Source organism: Microbulbifer sp. NBRC 101763, from assembly GCF_040371615.1.
Classification (GTDB): domain Bacteria; phylum Pseudomonadota; class Gammaproteobacteria; order Pseudomonadales; family Cellvibrionaceae; genus Microbulbifer; species Microbulbifer variabilis.
Window position 1 is genome coordinate 730,014 of sequence record NZ_BAABQV010000001.1, and the last position, 25,527, is coordinate 755,540.

The window sequence follows — 25,527 nt, forward strand, 5'->3', positions numbered from 1 at the left end:
AATGAAAAAGAGAAGAGGCCGTCCACCTAAATATGATGCCACTGAGGCCCTGGAGGGCGCTCTCCAGGTATTTTGGCGCAAGGGCCTCACAGCTACTTCTTTAGATGATCTGGCTGAGTCGATGAAGATGAACAGGCCAAGTATTTACGCCGCTTTTGGTGACAAAGTATCCATTTACCGTAAAGCTTTTGCGCAGTTTGCGAATCAGCTAGGTAAAGAACTTGATGCAATATTGAATGATGGTGCTCCTTTGCAGGATGTTATGCTGCGATTCTATGGACAGGCGCTGGAAACTTATCTGCTAAAAGACGAATCGCTGGGTTGTTTTGCTACTTGCACTGCACCAGTGGAATCATTGGCTCATCCAGATGTTCAAGATGACTTGAAAATTTTGATTGCAAGAATTGATAGCCAACTGGAAAGACGACTCCTGCGCGCACAGGAGGATGGGGACTGGCCTATAGATCGAGACGTTCAACCGACAGCTAAATTGCTACATGCTGCCTTGCAAAGCTTGGCTATACGAGCAAGAGGTGGCGAGGCCAGAGAAACTCTGGTCGATTTTTACTACGCTACAGTCAAGATGCTGTGTTGATCCTAATGGGAATCACAATCAACATGTATAAATGCTCCTTATCTGGATTGTGCTTTAAGCACGGCATATGTAAGGAATATGTTCGATTTTTATTGGGCTTTCTATCTAAGGCAAAGATAAGATTGTTGTTTGCTATAGCATAAATTTTTAATCACTACCATGGAGCTATCAGCTACTTCAGTAGTTCGATATTTCGCCTTGCGAGAAACCTAAATTGTATATATTCGAGAATAAGGAATACAAGATGGCAGGCTGTAAGTATGTGAAACTTCTCACATGAAAGAATAAATACCCAAAAAGCATCCACATGTAATATTTGATAAGCCTCATAGGTTAATACCTGTATCATAAGGGTTGATGAATTGCTGTTCGTGAGTATTTGGCTTCAAAAGAAGGAGGTTAAAGGAAAGGTTTAGGATATTTTTATTTTTGGCAGTGAAAAATTGTAAGCTTTGAATTTGCCATGTAGGTCATGGACGTGTGATTTTTAGCTTTGGTCGGTAATTTACCTCTTGATTATTAAAAGCAAGAATTAGGCTAAAATTTCATCACTTAGTAATAGCGCGAGCTGTAAGAAGATGATTTCTTTCCTGCACCACTTTCCCATTCTATGTTCAATGACTGACGGCGAGTGATTATCGGCACGCAATTAATCTGTGAGTCATGTAAGTGGCTGTTGTTTACAGATGGCCAAATGGCTTGAGAAAATGGCAGGGTGGTTTCCCAGGCTTGTTTGCCGAATTGCTATGTTTGGCGGGGTTACCACTTGATGTATTCGAAGTTGTAAACGAATTATCTCGGTTCGCTCTCGAAACTCTTCCTAATTTATCAAGGTATCACAGCAAACAAGAGTGAGTATTTCGATTATGGGTATAACAATCCGAATGCTTGGAGAGCTGGCAGTTTATCGCGATGGGGTACCGATAAGCCTTCCCCCCTCAAAAAGAACTCGTGCACTCTTGGCATTTTTAGTACTGGCAGCTCGGCCTCATCGCCGCGATCGTTTATGTGAGATATTCTGGGAGTTGCCAGATGACCCAAGGGCATCTCTAAGGTGGTCTTTGAGCAAGATTCGCCCAATTGTCAATGATTCTTGTGGGGAGCGCCTGATAGCAGATCGAGAGAGGGTCCGACTAGAGGGGGAAGATGTCCACATTGATATAAAGTCGATAGCGCTAAAGCTAGGCGATCCTGATCTTTCGGTAGAAGAGCTTCTATCTATAGATACTGCTCTTAAAGAGCCATTTCTGGACGGAATTGATTTACCGGATCAAGAATTATTCCAGCAATGGTTACTCGCGGAGCGAGAGGAAATAGGGCGATTGCGGGGTAAGGTGCTCTCCCGTTTGTCATCTCATCCTGATGCATCACTTCCGGATCAGCTCAAGTGGGTGCGCAGCTGGGAAGCTTTGGAGCCCTATAATACCCGCGCTGCGGCTCAGTTGTTAGTTAAACTGGAGGCACTAGGTTTTACCAAAGAAGTGGCTAATGTTCGGCCAAAATTTTTGGAGAGATTTAGAAAGGCTGGGATTGCATGGTCCCCCCAGGTTTTATCATTGGGAGAGGCTAAAGATACCAATATTGATAATCAGTATCTTGAGCGTAAGCTTCTTACACAGCAAAAAGTTGGGTTCTGCAGTGCTTCGGATGGCGTTCGTATTGCCTATGCAGCTGTTGGGGATGGTTCTCCCATTGTTAAGGCGGCTAATTGGTTAAGTCACCTTGAGTATGACTGGGATTCGCCAATTTGGAGCCCTTTGTTCCGAGAGCTTTCCTCGGATCATCAATTCATTCGCTACGATGAGCGTGGTAATGGACTCTCAGATTGGGATGTTAACAATATCTCTTTTGAGTCTTTTGTGACCGACTTAGAGACTGTCGTAGATGCATGTGGTGTCGATAAATTTACTTTGCTCGGCATATCACAGGGAGCAGCTGTATCTATTGAATATGCAGTGAGGCACCCTGAAAGGGTAAAAAGTCTTATTCTTTTTGGCGGTTATGCAGCAGGTTGGCGGACAGGGGCTACTGATGCCGTAATTAAAGAGCGAGAAGCTATAATAACCCTCACTGAGACTGGCTGGGGGCAAGATAATCCTGCATATAGACAAATTTTTTCTTCGACATTTATGCCGAGTGCAAATGCAAGTGAGCTAGCCTGGTTTAACGAATTTCAACGCTTAACCACCTCTCCTGAAAATGCCGCGCGGTTCCTCTCTGTATTTGGGGATATTGACGTTCGTAGTCAGCTTAAAAAAGTAAGTGTTCCTACATTGGTCATTCATTCGATAGGGGATCAACGTATCCCGGTAAAGGTGGGTTTTGATATCGCATCAAGTATTCCGAATTGTAGATTTATTGGTTTGGATAGTGATGGCCATTTATTACTTGGGCGTGAGCCTGCTTCAAAAATATTTGTAGAAGAAGTGCGGAAGTTTATTGGCAACTCTTATTAATATAAGCTAAAGCAAGGCAGTACCTTCAAGAACCTTCAAATTATACAGGCAGGCCATACTTAATAGCGGCATATTGAGTAAATCATTTTTAATTTGTCAACTCTTTTCCAAATGTACTATGACAAGCAAAGCTTTGCCTCACTGTAAGTGATTGGAGCAGAGTTTTTGCTATTGAGTAAATTTTTTACAAAAGATAAACGGCCAGCTCTTGAGCGCTAAGATATCGGATTCCTGCTTGTGGATACTTGCGAATAAGATCTAAGGCAGCTGAGCGCGCAGAAGCCTCATCAGAGAATTTTTCTGGTAACTTTATGTTTGCAACTCGGTTTCCTGATTTGCAGCGAGTAACAATGATATATTGACCTCCCCATTTGCCCCAAAGTACTTCATCAGGATCTTCCTTGGGGGGAGGTGGAGGGGGAGTTTGTTCCTGTTCTTTAAAGGTTAATCCAGCTTCTGATTCCCAAATCATTTCAGCTAATTGGTTTAACTTCTGAGTGTAATCGTTGGTAGACATTATGCCCCTTGAGAATGATAAAGCGTATGCTGCATCAAGAAAAACTGCACAAGCTGGGAGTAAAAGGGCTCCCTAAGTAACGCAATTATAGCGTTTCGATGGAAGATATCTAGCCCTTAAAGCACTAATTGAAGTTTGGATGGGGTTTACATTAATTAACACATCGCTTTTGATGACTGGAGCTGTTCCAGCCTAAGGTAGTCATAGCCCTATTATTGTGATAATTAGTCTATGAAAGGATAGTGAATACTTGTGAATTTTCAGTCAGCTTGCATTATTTCTAATAAGCGGGCCAGAGCTATAAGAGCTATATAAACCTTTGATTGGTTAGGGGCGAGTCTAGAGCTGTTATATGAGCGGTGGAGCTATTTTACTTTGATGGTCATTTATGAGGCATATACTTCAAAATTTGTTATCTAAGGTCGATATTATTGACTATAGGAAAAGGGTGGTTGGTAAAACTTATGACACTTGAAATTATATACTTATAGCGATAATTCCGGGTAAATTTACATTGCGGAAATCCAGACTTTATAAAGCACTCTTGAGGTGAGGTTGCCACTTTGAATGAAACTGGCTAGATCACTATCAAATTCAACGGTGGTTCAAACGGTGGTTCAAACGATATAGAGGTTCACTGGAGCTCGTTAACCACGTTGTCAAAGTCAATATCTATGCGGTTCACAGCCATATTCTCTCATATATTTGGAATATAAGTATGAGATTTGTGCCAAAACAGGGAGCTGATTCCTGAAGATGCATTGGGGTCGCTGTGCAGAATATTGTAACCGCGCGACTGGTGACGAATTATTGATAGAGATTCTAGTGATTTAATAGTGTGTAGAGAGGGACATGGATATTCCAATCGGTAAGGAGCAGAATAGATTTGTTAATAGAGAGGTAGTAGTTGAATGCCGGCACTGTGGAAGCCTGTTTGAGCTAAAGATGCTGTCAGTTCCATATGGGGAATCTATTGGACTCAATTTTTCGTCACCTTTGAACTTGATTATGGTGGCGGCTGGTACTGCATTAGTTAAAGGTAATCAATCAAGCTTTGAGCTAACAGTGGGGCAGACGTGGCTGGCGAGCTCCAATAGTGACTTTCGTTTGAGTAGCGATTTAAGGGGACACAGTATTATTATAATATGCGTAGGCATTAGAGCTGCAATGATTACTAGATTCTACCAAAGATACGATAATACACTACTCCACAAAAGGAACGGGATAAATATAGACAGCTCAACACTTCCTGAAGATAAGGCGCCTATTGTTCTTCCTGGCTGTGAATTGACTCGGTTAACACTAGACTCCTTCAGACTGTTTAGCCTGTTAGGTGACGACGGTTTAAATACTCTTAAACTGGAAGAGCTACTGTTGCTTAAATTAAATAGTGATCACGGGCCAATACTTGCTGCGGAACTTCTGAATCATATAAACCCTTTACAAGAAAACTTTAGACGATTTATGGAGGAAAACTTCACAAAAAACTGGTCTGTTGCTACCTTTGCAAAGCACATTGGTATGAGTTTAACTTCATTTAAGAATATGTTCGGGCAAGTATTTAGAGAGTCATCACCTAAGTCTTGGATTAATGAACGGCGACTCCGCTATGCGGATGCTCAATTAAGGACCACCCGTAAACGACTTATTGATATTGCCCTTGACAGTGGCTTTTCCAGTCAGTCCTATTTTACACAACTGTATAAGTTAAAATATGGTGTTTCACCACTAGGGGCGAGACAGCAGTGCGGTTAAATCTCATAACGAATGAGCATTATGGTGAGATCTTTAATTGATTGCAGCTTCTTTAATGCCGAATTAGGTACTTGCTTCCTGTTGATTACTTGAGTTGAAGTAAGGTCCTTTTTGCTGATCATTAGAATGTTAGCACTTATTGAGCTTGTCTATGCGCCCCATTGAATATATGTCAAGTAAACAGATCATGAGCTTGATGGAAAGGAATACCTCCTGTAGGGCTCAAGTGCGAGTATTAAGTATTCGTAGGCGCCATTCGATCTTGGTGCCAATAGTGCCGGTAGTCGAGTATTGGCTCGAGGTTAAGTCTCATCTATCACAGGGAAGCCTGAGTGGAGTGGGACGATTCTGTTTTTACTTGCTATTTTTTTGCGATAGTTACTTAAAGTGACTCGCTTAAGCGTAGTGGTCTTGCCAGATGTTATACCTCTGGCATCTATCTTTGAATCCTTTCCATTCACCGATACTGGGTATCAGCTATATTGAAAAAAAATCTGCTTGAATGCTTACTAGAAATTAAGTGTTAAGTGTTTTTAATCTGAAAGCAACTTTATTTAATTATTGATTAACAATTTGGTCTCTTCAGAATGATTAATATAAGCAGGGCAAGTTTAGGGGCGTTGGCATTTTCTTCAGCTTTAGCTTTGATGGGATGCACCCTAACCGAAAATAAAACCGATACGGCTGATCAGAAAGCAGTTAGTGACTCGGTATTACTCCATAAACTTGCAGATCAATATACTGATGTTTATTTAGATAACTTCCAGCCGTATGCATATTTCTCGGATATGGATCTGGACAGACATAATCTCTTCTTAAGTAATTCCCCCATAAATTCTGCTTCTATGGCTGCGGCTGAGGATAAAATACTCAAGGCTTTGGCTGAAATAGATCTAAATGGACTAAAAAGTGATCAAGAGAAGGTATTCTACTTCAAGCTGAAAGAGCGATTGGAGTCGAATGTTGGCTTAAGGGTCTGTAAGACTGAACTCTGGTCTGTTGATCATATGTTTGGCCCCCATATCATACTTGGCTTTTTGACAGAGGTTCAGCCGGTTGAAACTGCCCAAGACAGGGCAGACGCGATTGAGCGTTGGCTTGATGTGGCTCGTTATTATCAGCAAGAAATAGCTAATCTGAGTCGAGGGCTTGAGCAAGGTTACTCCGCACCCCAGAGCGTGGTGAAGCGAGTCATTCAGCAAGTTGATGGTTTGACCCAAGTACCCATTGATGAGCATCCTTTCCTGGGTTTAGCGAAGAAAGCTGGGGACCCGGAATTTGAAGCTGCATTTAAACAGGTGCTTTCAGATCACGTTATCCCCTCAATGGAGAATTACAAGAATTTTCTAGAGTCTGCCTATTTACCTGAAGCCAGAGCCGAGCTTGGTATCCATGCGATTCCTAATGGCCGTGAATGTTATATGGCTCAGTATCGTTCTTATACGACTTTGCAGAGAACACCAGAAGAAGTTTTTGAGTTGGGTTTAAGTGCTGTCAACGCAAACAAGAGCGAAGTGGTTCGCTTAGGCAAGGAGTTCTATCAAGTAGATTCCTATTCTGAGGCAGTGGCAAGGGCCAGTGAGGATAAAACTCAGAAATTTAATAGCGCTGATGAGATGCATCAGTTTTATGAGCGCCTGGTTGATAAGTCTAGAGAATTAACCGTTGATTTCTTCCATGAAATGCCTTTGATCGAAATGGAAGTAAAAGCTATCCCTGAGCATGAACAGGGCTCAGGTCGTAGCGCACACTATATTCCGGGCTCCAAGGAGCGCAAGGCGAGATTTGGATATGACCCGACAACCTACCAGAATGAGTCATACGCTTCTGCCGAGAAGGTAACTATCCATGAAGGATACCCGGGCCATCATATGCAAATTGCTCTTGTACAGGAGCAGGAAAAGTTTCATAAAATAGAAGATGCCTTGTCTAACTCTGCTTTTGCTGAAGGTTGGGGTAGGTACTCTGAACATCTAGCGGAGGAAGCGGGAATGTATCAGTATGGATCAACCAAGATCCTAAGGAGAGCATGGCCTGCGCGAGGTATGGTAGCGGACACCGCAATGCATGTACTCGGTTGGAGTGATGAAAAGGTTGCGGAGTTTTTGCAGGATTCTGGCGCTTCATTTGCTAAAGGCCCGAGAACTCTGATGGACCGAATGGCGGTTATGCCGGCCCAGCTTACCTCTTATGATTCTGGTGCACTTGAGATTTTCGCCTTGCGAGAACTGATGCAAAATGAACTTGGTGAAGACTTCGATATTAAGGACTTCCATGAAATCATTCTGAGAAATGGCAATGTCCCTATGGCCGTACTGAGTGAGCAGGTAAGGGACTTTATCGAAGAAAAGAAGCAGGGTTAATTTAAGCGGGAATTTCGCTAACTCAGTCCCACACCCATGCGGGACTGAGTTAAAAATAGGCTTAGCAAGGCTTTTATCCTTGCCTTAAAGGCTACCTTAAATCCCCATTTGCCTGGACGCCAGATCCCGCATAATTTCTTCAGATCCGCCACCAATCGCATTCACGCGCACTTCACGATAGATACGCTCAATCCGACTGCCACGCATATAGCCTGCGCCACCTAACACCTGCATCGCTTCCCGGGCGCAGAACTCAAGAGTTTCTGTGGCTTGGACTTTGAGTAGTGCGATATCCGCTACTTTGAGCTGATGCTGTTGCTCTGCCCAGGCACAGAGGTCCAGATAGGCTTGGGTGGCATTGATGCGTTGAAGCATCTGGGCAAATTTGTGTCGAATCACCTGGTGATTGGCGAGACGCTTTCCGAAAGTTTGGCGCTCCTGGGCCCACTCAATGGCATCCTGCAAGCAGACCCGGCTGAATTCTACACAGGAAGCGGCAATGCCCAGGCGCTCGCGATTGAAGTTGTGCACTATGGGCAAGAAACCTTGGTTCTCACCGCCAATTAGATTACTCGCGGGCACGCGCACCTGATCAAAAAAGATACTGGCCGTATCAGAACACCACCAGCCCTGCTTTTTATCGAGTAGCTGCCGGCTAACGCCTTCGGCATCCGCCGGGATTAAGAGCAGGGAGATACCGCCGAAGCCTTCCTCGCCAGTGCGCACGGCAGTAGTAAACCAGTTAGCGCGCATACCGCCGGTGATATAGGTCTTTTCGCCGGTAACGATATAGTCATCCCCATCACGCTCTGCGCGGCACTGGAGATTGGCTACATCGGAGCCTGCGCCTGGCTCGGTAACAGCCAGGGAAATGTGCTTTTCGCCACGTAATACCGAGGGAATAACCTGATCTTTTAGGGCCTCACTGCCATAGTGCAGTAATGGGGGCAGGGCAATGCCGTGAACCATCAGGCTGGCGTAGAGTCCACCGGCGCCGGGGCGGGCTAACTCCTCTGCGGCAACAATCATATGGAAGACATCGGTTTCGATGCCGCCGTAGTTTTCCGGATAACTCATCTGCAGAAGGCCAACTTCTGCGGCTTTTTTCCAAAGCTCGGCGGGTAGCTGGCCGTCTTCGTCCCATTCAGTAATGTAGGGAGTAATCTCACGGTCGACAAAGCGGCGCAACTGGGTGCGCCATTCCTGATGGCCTTCGTCATAAAAGGGGCTTGCCATACGGGAGGCATCAATATCGTACATGCTGATCTCCTTTAGGAAGTAGCGTCGCTGGGGATTTTGGCGGTTTCCGTGGGAGCGGCTTCGATCTGAACTAACAGCTGGCCACCGCGTACCTGGTCTCCTTCACAGGCGCCCAGTTTAATTACGGTACCGTCACGGTCTGCGCGCAGGGCGTGCTCCATTTTCATGGCTTCCATTAAGGCGATAGTGTCTCCCCGCTGAACGCTTTGATTGGGCTCAACCAATACCTGCACCAGGCAACCGTCCATAGGGGCCGTGATGTGGCCACTGCCTTCGTTAAGTCTCGATTTGGCCGGGGCGTGGGTGATATCGACAAAATGAAACTGCCTGCCGTCTAACAGGACATACAGATTGCTTTGGTTGGCTAGGAACAGTCTCTTTTGACTAACGCCACCCAGCAGGAGTTCAGCACTATAAATTCCACTTTCTTTTTGTGATTTCTCAAAATGGACCCACTGAATCAGGAACTGTTGGTCGCCTACTGAGATTTGATAAGAATGATCTACTAACGCCAGCAGCTCACAGTTTAGGGTTTGTCCTGAAATTTCCAGTCGGTAGTTGATCGGCACGCTGTTGTCGCCACTGCGCCAGTCACTGCGGCCGCTACGCTGATCCTGAGGGTTGGCTTGGTGCAAGTGATTCAGTAATGTGGCTTGGGCTGCAATTACTGCTGGAACTGGTTCTGCGGATGTCAGCGTGCTGTTTTGGTCGAGAAAACTGGTATCGGCATCGCCAGCGATAAACTGTGATTCGGCCAGGATCTTCTGCAGGAAATGGATATTGTTTTTGGGGCCGATAAATTCCAGCCGGGTCAGGGCTTGGGTTAGCTTGCGCCGAGCTTCTTCTCGATCCTGCCCCCAGGCAATTAATTTGCCGAGCATGGGGTCGTAAAATGGCGTAATTTCACAACCATTTTTCAAAGCGTGGTCGATACGGATTCCTTGTCCCTTTGGCGCTACCCAGTGGAGTACTTTTCCGGCCTGGGGCAGGAATTGTTGTTCCGGGTCTTCGGCATACAGGCGGACTTCAATGGCGTGCCCCTGCTGGGTGACTCTCTGCTGGGAAACGCACAGGGCTTCGCCGCGTGCTACTGCCAGTTGCCAAGCTACCAGGTCAAAACCGGTTACCATTTCTGTTACCGGGTGCTCTACTTGCAACCGGGTGTTCATTTCCAGGAAATAGAATTCGCCGTTGGGGCAGAGTAGAAACTCTACGGTGCCCGCGCCTAGATAACCACAGGCTCGCGCGGCGTCGACTGCGGCTTGCCCCATTCTTTCCCGCAGCTGGGTGTCGACCGCTGGGGAAGGGCACTCTTCGACCACTTTTTGATGGCGTCGCTGTACGGAGCAATCCCGCTCCCCCAGGTGAATACAGTTGCCATGACGATCCGCAAATACCTGGATTTCGATATGGCGAGCGTTGACCAGTGCCTTTTCCAGAATTAACTCGTCGCTGCCGAATGCACCCATGGATTCACTGCGGGCGGCGCGCAACTGGGAGGCCAGCTCGTTGTCTCCGTGAGCCAGGCGCATGCCGCGCCCACCACCGCCTGCGGCAGCTTTGATCATTAACGGGAAGCCAATGCGCCGCGCCTCGGCGACCAGGGTGTCGTCGTCCTGGGCGCCCTGGAAGCCGGGAATACAGGGTACGCCGGCAGCGGCAACAAACTCCTTGGCTTTGCGTTTGTTGCCCATCAGTTCTATGACTTCGGCACTCGGGCCAACAAAACTCAGTCCATTCTCTTCGCAAGCCCTGGCAAATTCCGCATTCTCAGCGAGAAAGCCGTAGCCGGGGTGGACGGCAGTGGCTCGGGATTTTTTAGCTGCGGCGAGAATTTTTTTGATATCCAGATAGGACTCCGCCGAAGTCTGCCCGCCAATGGCTACGGCGATATCGGCAGTCTGTGCGTGAAGTGCATCGCAGTCCGCATCGCTGTAGACGGCGACTGTGCGATAGCCTTCCGCCCGAGCAGTTCGCATAATTCGCAGTGCGATCTCGCCTCGATTGGCGATTAACAGGGTCTCTGTTGTCGACATCAGTGCTGCCACTCCGGTGATCGTTTTTCCAGAAATGCGCGGGCGCCTTCGCGCCCTTCATGGCCTTGAATTGCACGGGAAAACTGCTGCGCAGCGCCGTCGAGCAGTTGGCCGAGGGCAGTCTCATCGCTTACCCGTGCAGCATCCAGCAAGATCTGCTTGGTCGTTGCCAGGGCGCCGGGAGCGCAGGCATTGATCGCGCCCAAGTGTTCCTGCAGCGCGCCTTCGAGGGCTTCGGAATTATCGAGCAACTGGTGGATTAACCCAATTTCCAAGGCCTGCTGTGCATTGACTTTTGCTCCGCTGAGGGCCAGGCGCCGGGCCTGGGAGAGGCCGACCCGTGCCACGACAAAGGGAGCAATTTGTGCAGGCGGTAAACCCAGGCGGGTTTCCGGAAGGGCAAAGCGGCAACTGCGATCGGCGATGGCAATATCGGCACTGCAAGCGAGCCCGAAACCACCGCCCATTACGGCACCTTCCAGTACGGCAATGACTATTAAAGGGGTGCGATTAAATCGTTCCATCAGTTCACCGAAACGACGGTTTAGGTGAAAAAATACATCACTATTTCCATCGCTCGCGCCCTGTTGCGCATTGAGCATATCGGCAATATCGCCACCGGCGCAGAAGTTGTGTTCTGCACCCCGCAGTACCAACGCTCGCACCTGCGGATCTTCTTCCGCTTCTGCGAGTTTTTGCAGAAGCTCATCTACCATTTGCAAACTGATGGCGTTGCGCTGTTGCGGGCGATTTAGCGTGAGATGACGGGCGATGCCGATGGTTTCATCAATAATTGTCTCCATGGCCTGACCTCACGCGGTGGGTTTGCGTTTGCTAGGCAGTATGCCCATCAGCTTACAGATAATGCCGAGCATTACTTCATCTGCACCGCCGCCGATAGCGGTGAGACGGCTATCCCGGTAAGCGCGGTTGATTACAGTCTCCTCGATATAGCCCATGCCACCCCAGAACTGCAGGCACTGATCGGGAATAGAGCGGGACAGGCGGCCAGCCTTGAGCTTGGCCATTGAAGCAAGGGTGGTGACATCTTCACCGGCCACATAAGCTTCCACCGCGGCCCAGGTTAGAGAGCGCAGGCATTCCACTTCGGTCTGCATTTCTGCGAGGGCAAAGTGGATAGTTTGATTGTCGATCAATGGTGCTTTAAAGGCATGGCGTTCGCGCACATAGTCGATGGTGCTGCTCACGCAGTTTTCCAGGCCCTTTAAATTAAGTGCGGCGCCGGCGAGGCGCTCTTCCTGGAATTGCAGCATCTGCAGCAGGAAGCCAGCACCCTCATCGCCGATGCGGAAATGTTTGGGCACTCGCACATTGTCAAAAAAGATAGGGGCGGTTTCCGATGAGCGCATGCCTAATTTGGCGAGCTTTTCGCCGATGCGTACCCCTGGCGTTTTCGCCGGAATAATGACCAGGGATTTGTTGCTGTGGGCTTTGCCTTCACTGGTATTGACCAGAGTGCAGAAAAAGTCTGCGCAGGGGGCGTTGGTGATCCACATCTTGCTGCCGTTGATCACATAGTCGTCGCCATCGCTTTTGGCAGTGGTTTTAATTGAGGCAACATCGGAACCGGCGCCGGGTTCGGATACGGCGATTGCGCCGATCATCTCTCCGTTCACGGCGGGAATCAGGAACTGCTCTTTGAGATCCTGGCTGCCGAAGTTGGCCAGGGCAGGGGTACACATGGAAGTCTGCACGGAAATCGACAGGGGCACGCCGCCACAGTGGGCACCGCCCAGCTCCTCCAGGAAAACGGTTTCATAACTGAAGTCGAGACCCAGGCCACCGAAGTCTGTGGACTTGCTGATGCCTAGCAGACCCAGACCAGCCAGTTGTTGGAAAATTTCGCGGATAGGAAAGCGGCCGGCCTTTTCCCATTCGGCCACATTGGGGTTAATTTCCTGCTGTACAAAGTTTTGTACGGTGCGCTGCAGTTCCCGGTGTTGATCGCTAAATATCATTATTGTTTTCCCTGCCTTGAAGTGTGAACCCGGTGATGGTGTGAATGGGCAACCGCACTTCCTTGTTGCCCAGGTTTTTCGTTAAAGCCTAGCTACGCCAAAGGTATTTTTGTTGAGTTTTCTCTGCTCGGCCTCATTGCAAATTTCTAGCAACATGCCTAAAAGTTTGCGCGTATCGCGGGGATCGATAATGCCGTCATCCCAGAGGCGCGCACTGCAGGCGAGAGCATCGGAATTGCCCTGCATAAATGCGCTGGTGTCGTTTTCCAATTTGTCTAATACCGCCTCATCGACATTGCCGCTGCGTTGCATTTTTTGCTCGGTGACGATGCGCATTACCTTGCCGGCCTGGGCTGCGCCCATAACGGCGGTGCGGGAATTGGGCCAGGCAAAAATAAAGCGGGGATCGAATCCGCGACCGCACATGGCGTAGTTGCCGGCCCCATAGGAGCCGCCTACGACAATGCTGAGTTTTGGTACGCTGGCATTGGCCACGGCCTGAATCATTTTGGCCCCATGCTTGATGATGCCGTTGCGCTCCACCTCGGTACCCACCATAAACCCGGTGGTGTTATGCAAAAACAGCAGTGGCGTGCCACTCTGTTCGCACAATTGAATAAACTGCGCGGCCTTGTTGGCGCCCTTGGGGGTGATCGGGCCGTTATTCCCAATAATTCCCACAGGGAAGCCTTCGATACGAATATGGCCGCACACGGTTTGTCGATCGAATTCCGGCTTGAAATCCAGCATGGCGGAGCCGTCGGCGATACGAGCCAGAATTTCGCGCACGTCGTAGGGCTTTTTGCTGTCTGCTGGAATCAGGCCGAGCAGGTCGTCGATAGGGTGCAGTGGGTCTCGGTAATCTTTTTGTACTGAGCTTTTAATGGGTGAGGGTAGGGCGGCAACAATCTCTCTTGCTATGCGAATACCATCGGCGTCGTTCTCTGCTAAGTAATCGCCACTGCCGGACTCGGTACAGTGCATTTCTGCTCCGCCGAGGCTTTCCGCATCGGCAATTTCACCGGTGGCAGCTTTCAGCAGCGGCGGCCCAGCCAGGTACATGCCGGTTTGTCCGCGCACCATAACGACATAATCTGACAGGCCCGGCTGGTAGGCGCCGCCGGCAGTAGCGCCGCCGTGTACCACAGTAACTTGCGGAATACCGGCGGCGGACATTCGCGCCTGGTTGGCAAAACCCCGCCCACCGGGAGCAAAAGTGTCGCTGGCGTACATCAGATTGGCGCCACCACTTTGCGCCAGGGCGACTATTGGTAAATGATTTTCCAGAGCGATCCGCTGCATTCGCAGGGCTTTATCCATCCCGGCTGGTGAGATGGTGCCACCTTTTACGGCATAGTTATCCACTCGAACCATGCAACGTTGCCCGCTGATCTGGCCAATACCACAAATGGCTCCGCCACCCGCACCGGTACCATCCTGGTCGTCAAACAATTTATAGCCGGCGAGGGAGCACAGCTCTACAAAAGGTGCGCCGGGGTCGAGCAATAAATTGAGGCGCTCCCTTGGCAGCAGCCAGCCCCGATCACGATAGCGGGCAGCCTTACTTTTTTCAGCTTGAACCGGACGTTGCTCAGCTTCACGAAACTGGTTGATCTGCTCGAGCATGGCAGCTTGGTTGTCATTGAACTCTGCCGAGCGGTTGTCGAGCTGGGAATCAATCGGCTGCATTAGAGCTTACCCTCCGCTTCCAGCTCTTCCACAACTTGGGGCCGGCGTTTGCGGTGGAATCCATTAAAGCGCTTGGAGTTGTTGGCGGCTTGTGGCTGCCAAAGGGGGGAGTGATGCTTGAGACTTGAGCCACCATCGATACGCAGCGTTTGTCCGGTGATATAGCTGGCGGCATCGGAAAGTAGGAAGCACACTGCCCCACTAACTTCTGCTTCTTCTCCCAATCGGTAGAGGGGAATGCTGTCTCGGAAGCCCGGTAGTAGCTCGCGCAGGAATTTGGGGTCGTAAGTATCAAAGCCGCTGGAGAGAATATAGCCTGGCGCCACGGCGTTAACTCGAACGCCAAAAGGTGCCCACTCCAATGCGGAGGTTTCGGTAATATTTTCCATGCCCGCGCGGGCGGCACCGGAATGGCCCATCATTGGCATGCCGCCGGCGTTATCTGCGGTGATATTTACGATACTGCCGCCGTGCTGTTTCATCGACTGCACAAAAACTTCTCGGGACATTAAAAAGCCACCGAGCAGGTTGCTGCGTACAACGGCATCGAAACCTCTTGTGTTGATCTGCTCAAGGGGGGAGGGGAACTGGCCACCGGCATTGTTCACCAATCCGTGAATTTGGCCCCGGGCCTGGACAATTTGCCCCACTGTCTCCTGCACTCCGTCTTCATCGCGAATATCCAGGCTGAACAAACTGCACTCGCCACCATCGTTATTGATTTCACCGGCAACCCTTTCCAGCTTGTCCAGTTTGCGCCCGATCAATACTGCATGGGCGCCGAGGCTGGCCAATTCGTGGGCGATACAGCGGCCAATACCGCTGCCGCCGCCGGTGACGATATAGGTTTGCTCGCTAAAGCTGCCTGAGCGCAGCTGGCTTTGATAGCGCATGAAAGTTTCCTTTTTTACGGCCTCACGGCTTATTCAGTTTTTATTGTTCTTGTTGGCGCTTGCGCCTGCGTGTGAGAAAACGCAGAATAGCTTAACGCTACCAAGCAAGCGCTTGGTATTCAATAGCTGGCGTCTATTTGATTTGAAATTCATTGGGCCGCTAATATTCCGGGTTAATTACCCGAAAAAGTTTTGGAGAGATACGTGCGAGAGAGTGCGCAAGTGCTGGCGGAGGTGCCGACTCAACTGTCACCACAAGAATTAATTGGTACTCTGGTAGAGCAGGGTATGCTAACTGACCCTGCCTCTCCCCGCGGACGTTTACTGAATGCCGCTGCGCGTCTGTTCGAGCAAAGGGGATTTGCCCGCACCACAGTGCGTGATCTAGCTGCGGAAGTTGGCATACTTTCTGGCAGTATTTTTCACCATTTTGCCAGTAAAGAGCAGATTCTCTGCGCGGTAATGAAAGAGGTCACCATATTTGCCAGTGCTCGAATGCGTAGTGCTGCAGAGAGTGCAGGCTGTCCGCAGGAAAAGTTGCGGGCTTGCATACAGTCTGAGCTCGAGGCTATCCACGAACAAGCCGTACCAGGATTTTCCATTCTGGTAATGGAGTGGCGCAGCTTGTCTGAGGAGAGCCAGGAAGAGGTATTGCAGCTGCGCGAAGAGTATGAGCGGATCTGGTTGGATGCAATTGTTGCGGCCAAATGCCCTGGTGATGACCCGGCACTTGTGCGGCGGCTTTTAGTTGGCGCACTAAGCCACACTTATAGCTGGTTCGAACCCAGGGATAGGGGGCTGACAATTCCTGAATTGGCTGATCGGACCTTTCGTATCTTTACTCCCTGACCACAGAAAAACTGCGAGGCGCACGAAAAACTGTGCACTTTGCCTCCTTTCTTGCCAATTATGTAACCTTGAATGGTTTCCTGAGAACTGGTGCGCACCCGTTTTCTCTTGAATCTTTTACCCTGCGCGCAAGATGTAAAGAATGTGACAATATGTGTCACTAGGTGACAGGAGAGGGGAATGGCGAGCCAGGAACTTTACCAGGTAGTTTCCACTGGAAGGACACTTCACGCCAAAGATTCGGATCAAGTGGTGCGGGATGCTACGAAGCTGTTTTCAATCCCAGAAGCCCAAGCTCGAAGGTTTCTATTGAAAGGGTGGGTTATCAGAGATCAGCTGGAATCTGCCCGTGCCTTGGAGTATCGCGCCGGTCTTCACAAAATTGGTTTGAGAGTGGAGGTCTGCCCTGCAGGAAAATTTGATAATCAGCAGTTAATTGCCCGTATTAAGGTAGCGCAGAGGCGCAAAGCCCAGACAGCCAAGGGGAGGTCCTTCAACAAAAATAGCATTATTGGCAGCGGCCCAGGGGTACCACCAGAGTACAGTCAGTCCCCTAAAGCTGCTGTGCAATCGGAGGGCTCAAGGACCTTAGAACCCTCAAAGGGAATAGAGCAAATTATCAGTGATAAGAAAGTTACTGTGCCCTCCGGTGTTGGCAGAGCTTTATTGGGTTTTTTGCCGGCAATAGTGCTGCCCGCTATTTTTTTGACAGTTGCTGGCCTGTGTTTGTATGGGGTCGGTTTTGCCCTCTGGCAGATTCCGCTTGCAGTATGGCAGGGCGATTTGAATGGCAGCGTTATTGTATCCAGTTTGATTGCGATTGCTGTGTGTGGTTTTCTTTTTCTGCTCCTGGCTGCGCCCTACCTGTGGTTTCCGAGAAGTGCTTGGGCCAAACTCGGTGAGATACCCCTCGATCGAGCCCAAGGTAAGGACCTTCTGCGTTTATTTGAACAGCTTTCCCGAAGAACCAGTCTGCCGAAAGTGAATGAGATTGTTCTAAGTCCCAACGCCCAGATTTTCAGCTCACCCACACTTTCCGAGGTAATACGCCAGCAATTACCACTTCATTTGGGGCTCGCCAGCGTGACGGCTCTACGTGGCAGTGAGGCCCTAGCTTTGGTGGGCCGTGGAATTGGTATCTACCAGGGGAAACTAACCGGATTATTGGCTTGGTTGGTTTTGGATGGTTTGCGCCGCCTTGAGTTAGTTCAGTGGGCTCTAGAGAACGAACGCAGTGTCCTGTGTACAAGTGGAGAGCCCAGTATTTTCCAGAAACCCTTTCATCGCATGCTGGTCATCTGTGGCCACTTTTTATTGCCTTTAGTGGAGCGTCTCGAAAACCTGCACCGATTCATTACCCGTAGTAGTGCCCGTTACCTAGAGTCACGTGCTGATCTGTGGGCGGCAGATTTGATTGGTAGTCAGGTGTTTCCGGGGTTTGCCGAAAGGTGGCACCGACTGGTGCACGCGGATTTGATTGTCTCAGAGACCGCCCGTGAGGCCGCTGCCCTGGGTCAACGATTTGAAAATATCCCTACTGCGATAGCCTGGACGTTTGAGAATCTGGACCAAGAAACCTGTAAGGCTATAGAGCTAGCCATGGGGCAGGCAAGTGATCCCTGGGATGTGTGTGAGGCGGCGGATTTAGAGCGTATTGAGGTGGTAAGCCGGCGTGACCTGGGCTCTCGTATCAAATGGGAAGTCTCTATGCCGGAGCTATTCACCAATTTTACTGAATTGGCAATGGCCTGCACTGCTTCCAGCGCTGGGGCTGATTGCCAAGTAGTAGAAAATCGCCGCTTGCTCTGTTCCAGCCGTGAGGTAGACGAGGCAGTGCAGACTTTGGAAGAGTACTTTAATCGTCTTCCTCCGTTTTCTTTGCTGCCGTTGAGTCGACCAGCATCTAAAGAAATGCAGGAGATGGATCTGCAGGCCATTGTCGATTGGTTGCGAGGCAAGTTGGTTGATTTGGGTGAGGTGCGCGAGCGTAGCCGGATGTTGCGAACTCGTATGGCAACAATGCAGCTGGGTGCGGCAATGATTAGGAACAAGTTGCGTATCGACCCCCAGGATTACTCACTAAAAAGTGGCAGTCTTGCATCGGCTCAAGAGTTGGCTGCGCTGAAACGATCCGAATTGGAAGAGAGTGAAAAGCAGCTGCAGCATATCTATACCGCGTTTTACCAACGCTTGTGTCTGGCTCTGGTAACCATGCCGGCGAAGGAACGCCAAGAGGCGCGCAACCAACTGCGCCATCTTTCTGCATACGATTCCCTAGAGCCTCATCTGGAGCGGCTTGCCGGGTTTAGTGCCAGTTTGGGGTTATTTGCCCGGCATCTATCGCAAAACCTGTCAGAACGGGAGCTGGTGCAGAAATATCTGGCCTTGAGTGCTCGGGAATTGGATGCGACTTTCGCTACAGTAGAATCTTCTGAGTTATTGAGATCGCAGGGTCTTGGTAGTGCCCTATGTATCAAGGCTAAGCGTGAAACCCTACAGGTATTGCCGCAGCAACACCAAGAGGCATTGGCAGCTGTGCGGTCAATGGAGTCTCGTTGTAAATATGCCCGATCGGTGATTCTGGAGTATTATCAGGTACAGTTGGCAGCCTTGTTGAGACGCTGTCTGGAGCGGGAAAGGCAGCTGCAGCTGAGTCCACTTCGCCTGTTGCGAACCGTTTAACCCCCGGCCAGCTTGACCTTATAGTTCTTGGACTCGAGAAGGGTCTTGATTTCCGGGCGCTTGTCGCCTTGGATTTCAATCACACCGTCTTTCAAGGCACCACCGCAGCCACAGCGTTTCTTCAATTCTGCCAGCAGTAATTTCAATTCACGATCAGTACCTGCGATCCCGCGCACGCAGGTCACCCCTTTACCCTTGCGTCCCTTGGTCTCCCTGTGGATACGTACTATGCCATCCCCCTCATGGCGCTTTTCTGCAGAGGGTTCTTCTTTTATACGGCCGCGATCGGTGGAATAGACGAGACGATTTTCCTTGGCCATGGCTGAGGGCTCCCCGATAAACAATTGTGATTTTTGGTCGGAGCGCGATTGTGCCCGAGGTGTGGAAGAAGTCAAAGGGGACCCAGCTGACCGGCAGTGGGCCCGGTGAAAATTAGAGGCGACCAAGTTCCTCCTAAAGGTTAGAATTCCGCCGAAAATTGATAGCAGCAAGTGGTTGAGGTGATAGATGGCGTTAACAGGACGTCGAAAACTGCTCAATGAGGTGATCTTCGGTACAGATACTCCCGCCGGACGCAACTTTGATGTTTTCTTGATCTGGGCGATTTTGATCAGTGTGTCCCTGGTTTTACTGGCTTCGATTGGAGCTGTAGCGGATCGTTACGGTTCGCTGCTCATCGGTCTGGAGTGGGTCTTTACCGGGTTGTTTACCATAGAGTACTTCGCGCGAATTTATTGTTCGGTGAATCGCCGTAAATATATTTTCAGCTTCTATGGAATTGTCGATCTACTCGCAATCCTGCCAAGTTATCTGGCCCTGCTCTATACCGGTGCAACCTATTTGCTGGTGATCCGCTTACTGCGGGTGCTGCGTATTTTCAGGATACTTAAGCTGGTTCGCTACCTGAGGGATGCCAATATTTTGTTGCGTGCTTTGGGGCTTGCGCGGCGAAAAATTCTGGTGTTCTACTCTAGCGTATTTGTAATGTGTATTATCTTTGGCTCCCTGATGTTTGTAGTAGAGGGGCCTGGTCATGGTTTTACCAGTATTCCCACCAGCGTGTATTGGGCAATTGTCACCATTACGACTGTAGGCTATGGGGATATTTCGCCACAGACACCACTGGGGCAGGCAATTGCGGCGATGACGATGTTGATAGGTTACTCAATCATTGCAGTTCCCACAGGGATTTTGACCGCGGAGTTGGCGGGAGAGATGAATCGCGAGCGTACCCAGCTGGCTTGCCACAACTGCAGTCGCAGCGCCCATGATCCCGATGCGGAATACTGTAAGTTTTGTGGCCACAGGCTGGAGGATACGGAGGAGGTACCTGAAGTTTGAAAATTGTCAGCTCATCAGGCCTGCCTGCTTTTTGAGCAGAGAGGGGTAGAAGCTCCGAGAGATAGGGTCACCCCCGAGTCCATGTGACCTGAGCTAAAAATTCATCAGAAAGTATTTTTCTTGTTGGGAGTGGCTACCAGTCACCTGGAACACGTACTGCCACAACCTCAGCCTTGGCGCATAAACGGCCATCGCTGGTAAGGCTACAGTGTAATACGGTTTTTTTGGGGCCGCGTCCGACAATAGAGGCTTCGAGGATTAGTGGTTTATCAATCATTGCTGGAGCCAGGTATTTGATATCGAGCTTACCGGTTGCGTACCAGATTTTCTCCCCAGTACCAACATCGCGCCCGGCCTGTACATAGCCATCAGCGATAGCCGTACAAATAGTATGGCAATCAATCACTGTGGCGATAATACCACCATTCAAATACTTTGCTGGACCAGCATTGTGAAACGGGCTGGGAGTAAACTCACAGCGGGTTTGATTCTGGCCACTCCAATAGCTCTTGATACGCAGCCCTTGGTCGTTGTCCGGGCCACAACCAAAGCAGTGGTTGCCCTGAATTTGATCCTGGATGGCGATTTCTTGAGTCATAACTGTCCCTCGCGATAGACGCGCAATACTACCGATTTGCGCCAGAGAGGGGAAGAAATTAACCTTGCGGGCTTCCAATAGAGTTACCCGAATTATCTGGACATAGATACATGGAAATATATGGCCTTTGCGCCCCTGGGTTTGAGGCACTTTATGATGCTTTCGCCAAAAATTTTCGCGAGTGTGGGGATACCGGCGCGGCCTTTGCGGTGCGCCAGCATGGAGAATTGATCTGTTCCTTATGGGCCGGTAGCGCTGATAGGGATGCCGAACGCCCTTTTACAGAAGATACTCTAGCCAATGTATTTTCTTCCAGTAAGGGCATACTCGCACTGCTTGCTATGCAACAAGTAGCTGCTGGTAACCTGGATCTGGACCGCCCTGTGGCAGACTACTGGCCGGAATTTGCCCGAGGTAAGGACAGTGTCACGGCACGCCAATTACTTTGCCACCGTAGTGGTTTGGTTGCCTTCCGTGGGCGGGTAAAGGATAGCCTGATTTATGACTGGCAGGCGGCATGTGATGAAGTGGCTCGTACTGAGCCTTGGTGGGCTCCTGGAACTCAGCAGGGCTACGCCCCTTTTTTGTATGGCTGGAGCTTGGGTGGGGTGATCGAGCGGGTAGCGCAAAAGCCCTTATTGGAACTTTATCGGGAAATGTTAGCCAAACCCCTCGATCTCGATGGGGGCTTTGGCGCTAATGGACACAAATCCCAGCGTATAGCTGATGTCAGCCCCCTCAAACAGCCGCTTCCAGAGTTGCGTGAAAATGCTATTGGTCGTGCAATAAAAGAAGACCGAAAGGGTCCGGTTTCAATGGCGTTTAGCAATCCCGTTAGCCTGATGATGGGAACCAACAGCTCCGAGTGGCGCGGAGCATTGATTCCCGCTGCCAATGGACATTTCAGTGCGCGAGACCTGGCAGCAGTGTACGGCGATCTGTCAAAGGACAGCCCCGATACTTTACCAATAGAATGGGTAAAAGAGGCTGCACGGGAGCAAAGTTGCGGCCGAGATAAAGTGCTACAGGCCGAAGTGAGTTTTGGTTGTGGTTTTATTCGCAGCAGTAACGCTGCGGATTTGCGTTTTGGTGGTCCTGAAGGCTTTGGTCATCCGGGTGCCGGTGGCAGTGTCGGATTCGCCGATCCTGAATGTGGCTTGGGATTGGGGTATGTCACAACAAGGCTGGGGCAGAGTTTGTTTATGGATCGGCGCGCGGTAGGGTTGGTGGAAACCTTATACGGGCTGCTGTGATGAGTGATGAAATTGTAAAGCTGGTTGAGCGTATTGATGAGCTGGAGAGCCGTCTCGCTTTCCAGGAGGATACTATCGCCCAACTTAATGACGTTATTGCCCGCCAGGATTTGGATATCCGGAGCCTGATTGCACGCATTCGTGAGTTGGGAGAAAAGTACAGTGCGATAACTTTCGAAATGCAGGGTGGAGCAAAGCAGCAAGATGAGAAGCCGCCACATTATTAGCAGGGGATAGCCTGTAGATGTGAATGATTAAAGTCGTGCCATTGAGTTGTGGGAGTAAGCACAAATGCGTCTAAAAAAAGTTTGTCCTCTGGTGCTGGAGGTATTGACAAACTTTTCCACATGCAAACATGCTGCTGACAACTACCTGTATACACTAAAACAGCCGGTACATTAAAAAATTTGCTTTATCTAACCTGTTGTTTTTATTGGTAAAACTCAAGAGTTTAAAAAATGTGCAAAATGCTATAGGCAAGGGATTACGCCATGTGGCGCTGACCTTTGTCGATTAATGCACAGAGTTATCCACAGATTTTGTGGAAGAAGGGGGTAAACACTTCTCTAGTGGCGAAACTGCACGCTAGTGCATCGTCGTCGCAGTAATCGATGATGCGCAATGGGGACTGGTCAATAGAACTGATGATCAGTTTATCTTAGCCTTCACAATATTTCGTAGGGTCGATTCAGCCGCCGGTCAGCTAGCGTGCTGAATACTGTAGGGACTGTGCAGGAGCACTGGGCTCAGTGCATCCCAATACCCGTTTATTAAAAGTGCGTTAGGAGAACCAATAATGAAACATTGGGTAGCAATTCTTGCAATGGGCTCACTGGTGGGTTGTTCCACTTTGGACCCATACACCGGTGAGAGTAAAACCAGTAATGCCGCCAAAGGGGCAGGAATTGGCGCTGTAGCTGGTGCAATTGTCGGTGCGGCAACTGCGAGTAAGAAAGACCGTAAGAAAGGGGCTCTCACTGGGGCCTTGGGTGGCGCAGCCATTGGCGGTGGCATTGGCTATTATATGGATCGCCAGGAAATGGCTTTGCGCCAGCGCCTGGAGGGCAGTGGTGTTCGTGTTCAGCGTGAGGGCGATAACATCCGTCTGATCATGCCTGGCAATATTACATTTGGTACCAACCGCTCCGATATTCGAACTGACTTTTACGATACCCTGGAATCTGTGACTGTTGTTTTACAGGAGTTTGATAAGACAGCCATCCGTGTTAGCGGCCATACTGACAGCACTGGCTCTGACGTTTACAACCAGTCCTTGAGTGAGCAGCGCGCTAATTCGGTAGCTAGCTTCTTCAGTAATAGCGGTGTTGCCTACGGTCGTGTACAGGCTGTCGGTTATGGTGAGCGTTATCCGCTGGCTAGTAATGACTCTGAATCAGGCCGCCAAGCTAACCGTCGTGTAGAGCTCGAGCTGTTGCCGCTATAAGCGGCATGAGGCTTAGTTGCCTCTAGAGTGACACTCGCAGCGCCTAACTGAATAGTCGTAGGCGCTGCGGTCCTAATTAATCCCTTTTGACCTCCTCAGTATCAATCCTCCTTTACAGATGTGGCAGGGTTGCTCTTCTACCCTTATGTTTGTTTAATCATTGACCTTACTTTCAGGCAGGGGTAGTAAACTCAGGGCCAATAGTGCCGGCAGCAAACCATAGCTGGTGGCAACAGCCATTCGTAAAGGGGGGCGATAGGGCTTTTAAAGAGTTTCTTTTAGGTCGCTTAACTTATTCTCGCAGGTTTCTGTCTCATACAGTCTTTATTGGTTAGTCAAAAAGTGCATCTAAAGCTAAGATAGCATTTTGTCTGTTGACTGCGTCCCATGAAAAAAATACTGCTAATTAGTTTATTGCTCTCATCAGTAGTGCAAGCTGAGATTACCCTTGAACAACTAAAGGTGCCGGATGGCTTTGAACTTAGTTACTTTGCCGAAGATGTAGAGACTGCACGGCAACTGGCACTTTCTGAGTCAGGTACTGTTTTTTCTGGCTCTTTCAGTGCCAAAAAGATATATGCTTTCAAAGATACAAATAACGATGGAAAAGCAGATCGGCGTTGGTTGCTCATGGAAAACTTAAGAGCGCCGACAGGGATTGCCTATAAAAATGGCGATTTGTATGTGGCCGATATTAATAAAATTATTCGTTTTCCTGATATAGATGAAAATCTTGATAAGCCAAAATCTGAAGTGGTTTATGATCAGTTCCCGTCTGATAGGCATCACGGTTGGAAATTCTTACGTTTTGATAAAAAGGGTAATTTAATAGTTCCTGTTGGTGCGCCATGTAATATTTGTGATGCAGATAAACGCTATTCCAAGATATTTTCTTTAGATCTGGCTTCAAAGGAAACAAAAGTAATCGCTAATGGAGTGAGAAATACTGTGGGTTTTGATTTTCACCCGCAGACAAATGAGTTGTGGTTCAGTGATAATGGCAGGGATATGATGGGAGATGATATCCCGCCTTGTGAAATTAATAGGGTAAGCTACGAAGGAGAGCATTTTGGTTACCCCTATTTTCATGGCGCTGATATTGCAGACCCTGAATTTGGTCAAGATAGGAAGGTTAGTGATTATTCCGCACCAGTACTAAATTTGGGTGCCCACGTCGCACCTCTGGGAATACACTTTTACCTTGGCAATCAATTTCCTGATGATTACAGGAAAAACCTTTTGGTTGCGGAACACGGCTCCTGGAATCGAAGCAAGAAGTCGGGTTATCGTGTGATGTTAGCTACTGTAGAAGAGAATAGAATCACCAACTATAAACCTGTGATTACTGGTTTTATGCGGGATGAAACGACTTTTGGACGCCCGGTGGCCTTCCTGGAGATGCCTGATGGCAGTGTGCTGATTTCAGATGATTTTGCCCATAAGATTTATCGTTTAACTTATAGTGATCATTGAACTTCAGCTGAAGTGATTTTCTATAGAAGTATTGGGTTAGGCTGCCTGTAAAGGCGGCCAACTATCTTCAATATTTCCAGTAGCCATTAATGGGGCTCTAATTGCCTTGTCGCGTGTGCTTACTCATGTTTTGCGTGGAAGACAAGCCTTGACACTAATAGCCCGGCATGCTTCATATAATTCATTGGTTGAGATGACCGGGCTTCCCTGTCAGTTGAAATCCATGAATACTGACCGGTAAACGCTTTTTTCATAATTTTTTGCTGAAAGTTTAAAATCAAAATAGGGTTCTTCCGGGTTGTGCTATTTCTACAGTAGCGACAATACGAATAATGGAGAAAGCC

General features: G+C 49.2%; 20 protein-coding genes. 11 read left to right on the forward strand and 9 right to left on the reverse strand.

The features are described from left to right. The first annotated feature begins 1 nt into the window (after position 1). Together ABWV76_RS03375 and ABWV76_RS03380 are read left to right on the forward strand one after the other, a co-directional pair. A complete protein-coding gene (locus ABWV76_RS03375; protein WP_353375219.1) occupies positions 2–595 on the forward strand; it encodes a TetR/AcrR family transcriptional regulator in 594 nt (197 codons plus the stop codon). An 851-nt stretch (positions 596–1,446) separates the two neighbouring features. After that, positions 1,447–3,051: a bifunctional AfsR/SARP family transcriptional regulator/alpha/beta hydrolase gene (locus tag ABWV76_RS03380; protein WP_353375220.1), complete on the forward strand. Its 1,605-nt coding sequence runs from the start codon at positions 1,447–1,449 to the stop codon at positions 3,049–3,051. Positions 3,052–3,235: 184 nt separating this feature from the next. On the opposite strand, the gene ABWV76_RS03385 is transcribed toward ABWV76_RS03380, so the two are convergent. Continuing rightward, a complete protein-coding gene (locus ABWV76_RS03385) occupies positions 3,236–3,568 on the reverse strand; it encodes a hypothetical protein (protein WP_020415097.1) in 333 nt (110 codons plus the stop codon). 852 nt (positions 3,569–4,420) lie between these two features. Between ABWV76_RS03385 and ABWV76_RS03390 the strand changes: the two genes are divergently transcribed. Together ABWV76_RS03390 and ABWV76_RS03395 are read left to right on the forward strand one after the other, a co-directional pair. After that, the gene (locus tag ABWV76_RS03390) at positions 4,421–5,323 is read left to right on the forward strand and encodes a helix-turn-helix transcriptional regulator (protein WP_353375221.1); all 903 of its coding nucleotides are present in this window, start codon (positions 4,421–4,423) and stop codon (positions 5,321–5,323) included. A gap of 587 nt (positions 5,324–5,910) precedes the next feature. Then, positions 5,911–7,686, forward strand: coding sequence for a DUF885 domain-containing protein (locus ABWV76_RS03395; protein WP_353375222.1), 1,776 nt, complete (start codon positions 5,911–5,913; stop codon positions 7,684–7,686). A gap of 96 nt (positions 7,687–7,782) precedes the next feature. Here the strand turns inward: ABWV76_RS03395 and ABWV76_RS03400 are convergent, their stop codons facing one another. The 6 genes from ABWV76_RS03400 to ABWV76_RS03425 all read right to left on the reverse strand — a co-directional run bounded on the left by ABWV76_RS03400 (position 7,783) and on the right by ABWV76_RS03425 (position 15,543). Beyond that, positions 7,783–8,946, reverse strand: a complete 1,164-nt coding sequence (locus tag ABWV76_RS03400; RefSeq protein ID WP_353375223.1) for an acyl-CoA dehydrogenase family protein — start codon at positions 8,944–8,946, stop codon at positions 7,783–7,785. An 11-nt stretch (positions 8,947–8,957) separates the two neighbouring features. Next, positions 8,958–10,982: an acetyl/propionyl/methylcrotonyl-CoA carboxylase subunit alpha gene (locus ABWV76_RS03405; RefSeq protein ID WP_353375224.1), complete on the reverse strand. Its 2,025-nt coding sequence runs from the start codon at positions 10,980–10,982 to the stop codon at positions 8,958–8,960. Beyond that, positions 10,982–11,785 carry an enoyl-CoA hydratase/isomerase family protein gene (locus tag ABWV76_RS03410; protein WP_282933179.1) on the reverse strand — a complete coding sequence of 268 codons (804 nt, stop codon included), beginning with the start codon at positions 11,783–11,785 and terminating at the stop codon, positions 10,982–10,984. The genes ABWV76_RS03405 and ABWV76_RS03410 overlap by 1 nt, the downstream gene beginning before the upstream one ends. Positions 11,786–11,794: 9 nt before the next feature. After that, positions 11,795–12,961 carry an acyl-CoA dehydrogenase family protein gene (locus ABWV76_RS03415; protein WP_353375225.1) on the reverse strand — a complete coding sequence of 389 codons (1,167 nt, stop codon included), beginning with the start codon at positions 12,959–12,961 and terminating at the stop codon, positions 11,795–11,797. Positions 12,962–13,042: 81 nt separating this feature from the next. Beyond that, positions 13,043–14,650, reverse strand: coding sequence for an acyl-CoA carboxylase subunit beta (locus ABWV76_RS03420; RefSeq protein ID WP_353375226.1), 1,608 nt, complete (start codon positions 14,648–14,650; stop codon positions 13,043–13,045). Then, entirely contained in the window at positions 14,650–15,543 is an 894-nt protein-coding gene (locus tag ABWV76_RS03425; protein ID WP_353375227.1) for an SDR family oxidoreductase, read from the reverse strand. The genes ABWV76_RS03420 and ABWV76_RS03425 overlap by 1 nt, the downstream gene beginning before the upstream one ends. Positions 15,544–15,747: 204 nt before the next feature. Here ABWV76_RS03425 and ABWV76_RS03430 point away from each other — a divergent pair, with 204 nt between their 5' ends. Both ABWV76_RS03430 and ABWV76_RS03435 read left to right on the forward strand, forming a co-directional pair. Next, positions 15,748–16,392 carry a TetR/AcrR family transcriptional regulator gene (locus ABWV76_RS03430; RefSeq protein WP_353375228.1) on the forward strand — a complete coding sequence of 215 codons (645 nt, stop codon included), beginning with the start codon at positions 15,748–15,750 and terminating at the stop codon, positions 16,390–16,392. 180 nt (positions 16,393–16,572) lie between these two features. Further along, positions 16,573–19,074, forward strand: a complete 2,502-nt coding sequence (locus tag ABWV76_RS03435) for a hypothetical protein (protein WP_353375229.1) — start codon at positions 16,573–16,575, stop codon at positions 19,072–19,074. On the opposite strand, the gene yciH is transcribed toward ABWV76_RS03435, so the two are convergent. After that, positions 19,071–19,394, reverse strand: coding sequence for a stress response translation initiation inhibitor YciH (gene yciH, locus ABWV76_RS03440; RefSeq protein ID WP_353375230.1), 324 nt, complete (start codon positions 19,392–19,394; stop codon positions 19,071–19,073). The genes ABWV76_RS03435 and yciH overlap by 4 nt on opposite strands. Positions 19,395–19,581: 187 nt before the next feature. Here yciH and ABWV76_RS03445 point away from each other — a divergent pair, with 187 nt between their 5' ends. Continuing rightward, positions 19,582–20,415 carry an ion transporter gene (locus ABWV76_RS03445; RefSeq protein ID WP_282950818.1) on the forward strand — a complete coding sequence of 278 codons (834 nt, stop codon included), beginning with the start codon at positions 19,582–19,584 and terminating at the stop codon, positions 20,413–20,415. A gap of 133 nt (positions 20,416–20,548) precedes the next feature. On the opposite strand, the gene ABWV76_RS03450 is transcribed toward ABWV76_RS03445, so the two are convergent. Next, a complete protein-coding gene (locus ABWV76_RS03450) occupies positions 20,549–21,013 on the reverse strand; it encodes a PaaI family thioesterase (protein ID WP_353375231.1) in 465 nt (154 codons plus the stop codon). Positions 21,014–21,123: 110 nt separating this feature from the next. Here ABWV76_RS03450 and ABWV76_RS03455 point away from each other — a divergent pair, with 110 nt between their 5' ends. From ABWV76_RS03455 to ABWV76_RS03470, 4 genes are all read left to right on the forward strand, one after another. Beyond that, positions 21,124–22,266, forward strand: coding sequence for a serine hydrolase domain-containing protein (locus tag ABWV76_RS03455; RefSeq protein WP_353375232.1), 1,143 nt, complete (start codon positions 21,124–21,126; stop codon positions 22,264–22,266). Next, positions 22,266–22,493, forward strand: coding sequence for a SlyX family protein (locus ABWV76_RS03460; protein ID WP_353375233.1), 228 nt, complete (start codon positions 22,266–22,268; stop codon positions 22,491–22,493). The genes ABWV76_RS03455 and ABWV76_RS03460 overlap by 1 nt, the downstream gene beginning before the upstream one ends. Before the next feature lie 569 nt (positions 22,494–23,062). Further along, positions 23,063–23,710, forward strand: a complete 648-nt coding sequence (locus ABWV76_RS03465; protein WP_020415114.1) for a YiaD family glycine zipper/OmpA-like lipoprotein — start codon at positions 23,063–23,065, stop codon at positions 23,708–23,710. 387 nt (positions 23,711–24,097) lie between these two features. Beyond that, positions 24,098–25,183 carry a PQQ-dependent sugar dehydrogenase gene (locus ABWV76_RS03470; protein WP_020415115.1) on the forward strand — a complete coding sequence of 362 codons (1,086 nt, stop codon included), beginning with the start codon at positions 24,098–24,100 and terminating at the stop codon, positions 25,181–25,183. The last annotated feature ends 344 nt before the right edge of the window (positions 25,184–25,527 follow it).

Coding starts and splice junctions, on each gene's coding strand:
- ABWV76_RS03395 (WP_353375222.1), top strand. CDS start 5,911: ATGATTAATATAAGCAGGGCAAGTTTAGGGGCGTTGGCATTTTCTTCA.
- ABWV76_RS03385 (WP_020415097.1), bottom strand. CDS start 3,568: ATGTCTACCAACGATTACACTCAGAAGTTAAACCAATTAGCTGAAATG.
- ABWV76_RS03400 (WP_353375223.1), bottom strand. CDS start 8,946: ATGTACGATATTGATGCCTCCCGTATGGCAAGCCCCTTTTATGACGAA.
- ABWV76_RS03390 (WP_353375221.1), top strand. CDS start 4,421: ATGGATATTCCAATCGGTAAGGAGCAGAATAGATTTGTTAATAGAGAG.
- ABWV76_RS03465 (WP_020415114.1), top strand. CDS start 23,063: ATGAAACATTGGGTAGCAATTCTTGCAATGGGCTCACTGGTGGGTTGT.
- ABWV76_RS03415 (WP_353375225.1), bottom strand. CDS start 12,961: ATGATATTTAGCGATCAACACCGGGAACTGCAGCGCACCGTACAAAAC.
- ABWV76_RS03445 (WP_282950818.1), top strand. CDS start 19,582: ATGGCGTTAACAGGACGTCGAAAACTGCTCAATGAGGTGATCTTCGGT.
- ABWV76_RS03460 (WP_353375233.1), top strand. CDS start 22,266: ATGAGTGATGAAATTGTAAAGCTGGTTGAGCGTATTGATGAGCTGGAG.
- ABWV76_RS03450 (WP_353375231.1), bottom strand. CDS start 21,013: ATGACTCAAGAAATCGCCATCCAGGATCAAATTCAGGGCAACCACTGC.
- yciH (WP_353375230.1), bottom strand. CDS start 19,394: ATGGCCAAGGAAAATCGTCTCGTCTATTCCACCGATCGCGGCCGTATA.
- ABWV76_RS03410 (WP_282933179.1), bottom strand. CDS start 11,785: ATGGAGACAATTATTGATGAAACCATCGGCATCGCCCGTCATCTCACG.
- ABWV76_RS03420 (WP_353375226.1), bottom strand. CDS start 14,650: ATGCAGCCGATTGATTCCCAGCTCGACAACCGCTCGGCAGAGTTCAAT.
- ABWV76_RS03405 (WP_353375224.1), bottom strand. CDS start 10,982: ATGTCGACAACAGAGACCCTGTTAATCGCCAATCGAGGCGAGATCGCA.
- ABWV76_RS03435 (WP_353375229.1), top strand. CDS start 16,573: ATGGCGAGCCAGGAACTTTACCAGGTAGTTTCCACTGGAAGGACACTT.
- ABWV76_RS03375 (WP_353375219.1), top strand. CDS start 2: ATGAAAAAGAGAAGAGGCCGTCCACCTAAATATGATGCCACTGAGGCC.
- ABWV76_RS03455 (WP_353375232.1), top strand. CDS start 21,124: ATGGAAATATATGGCCTTTGCGCCCCTGGGTTTGAGGCACTTTATGAT.
- ABWV76_RS03425 (WP_353375227.1), bottom strand. CDS start 15,543: ATGCGCTATCAAAGCCAGCTGCGCTCAGGCAGCTTTAGCGAGCAAACC.
- ABWV76_RS03470 (WP_020415115.1), top strand. CDS start 24,098: ATGAAAAAAATACTGCTAATTAGTTTATTGCTCTCATCAGTAGTGCAA.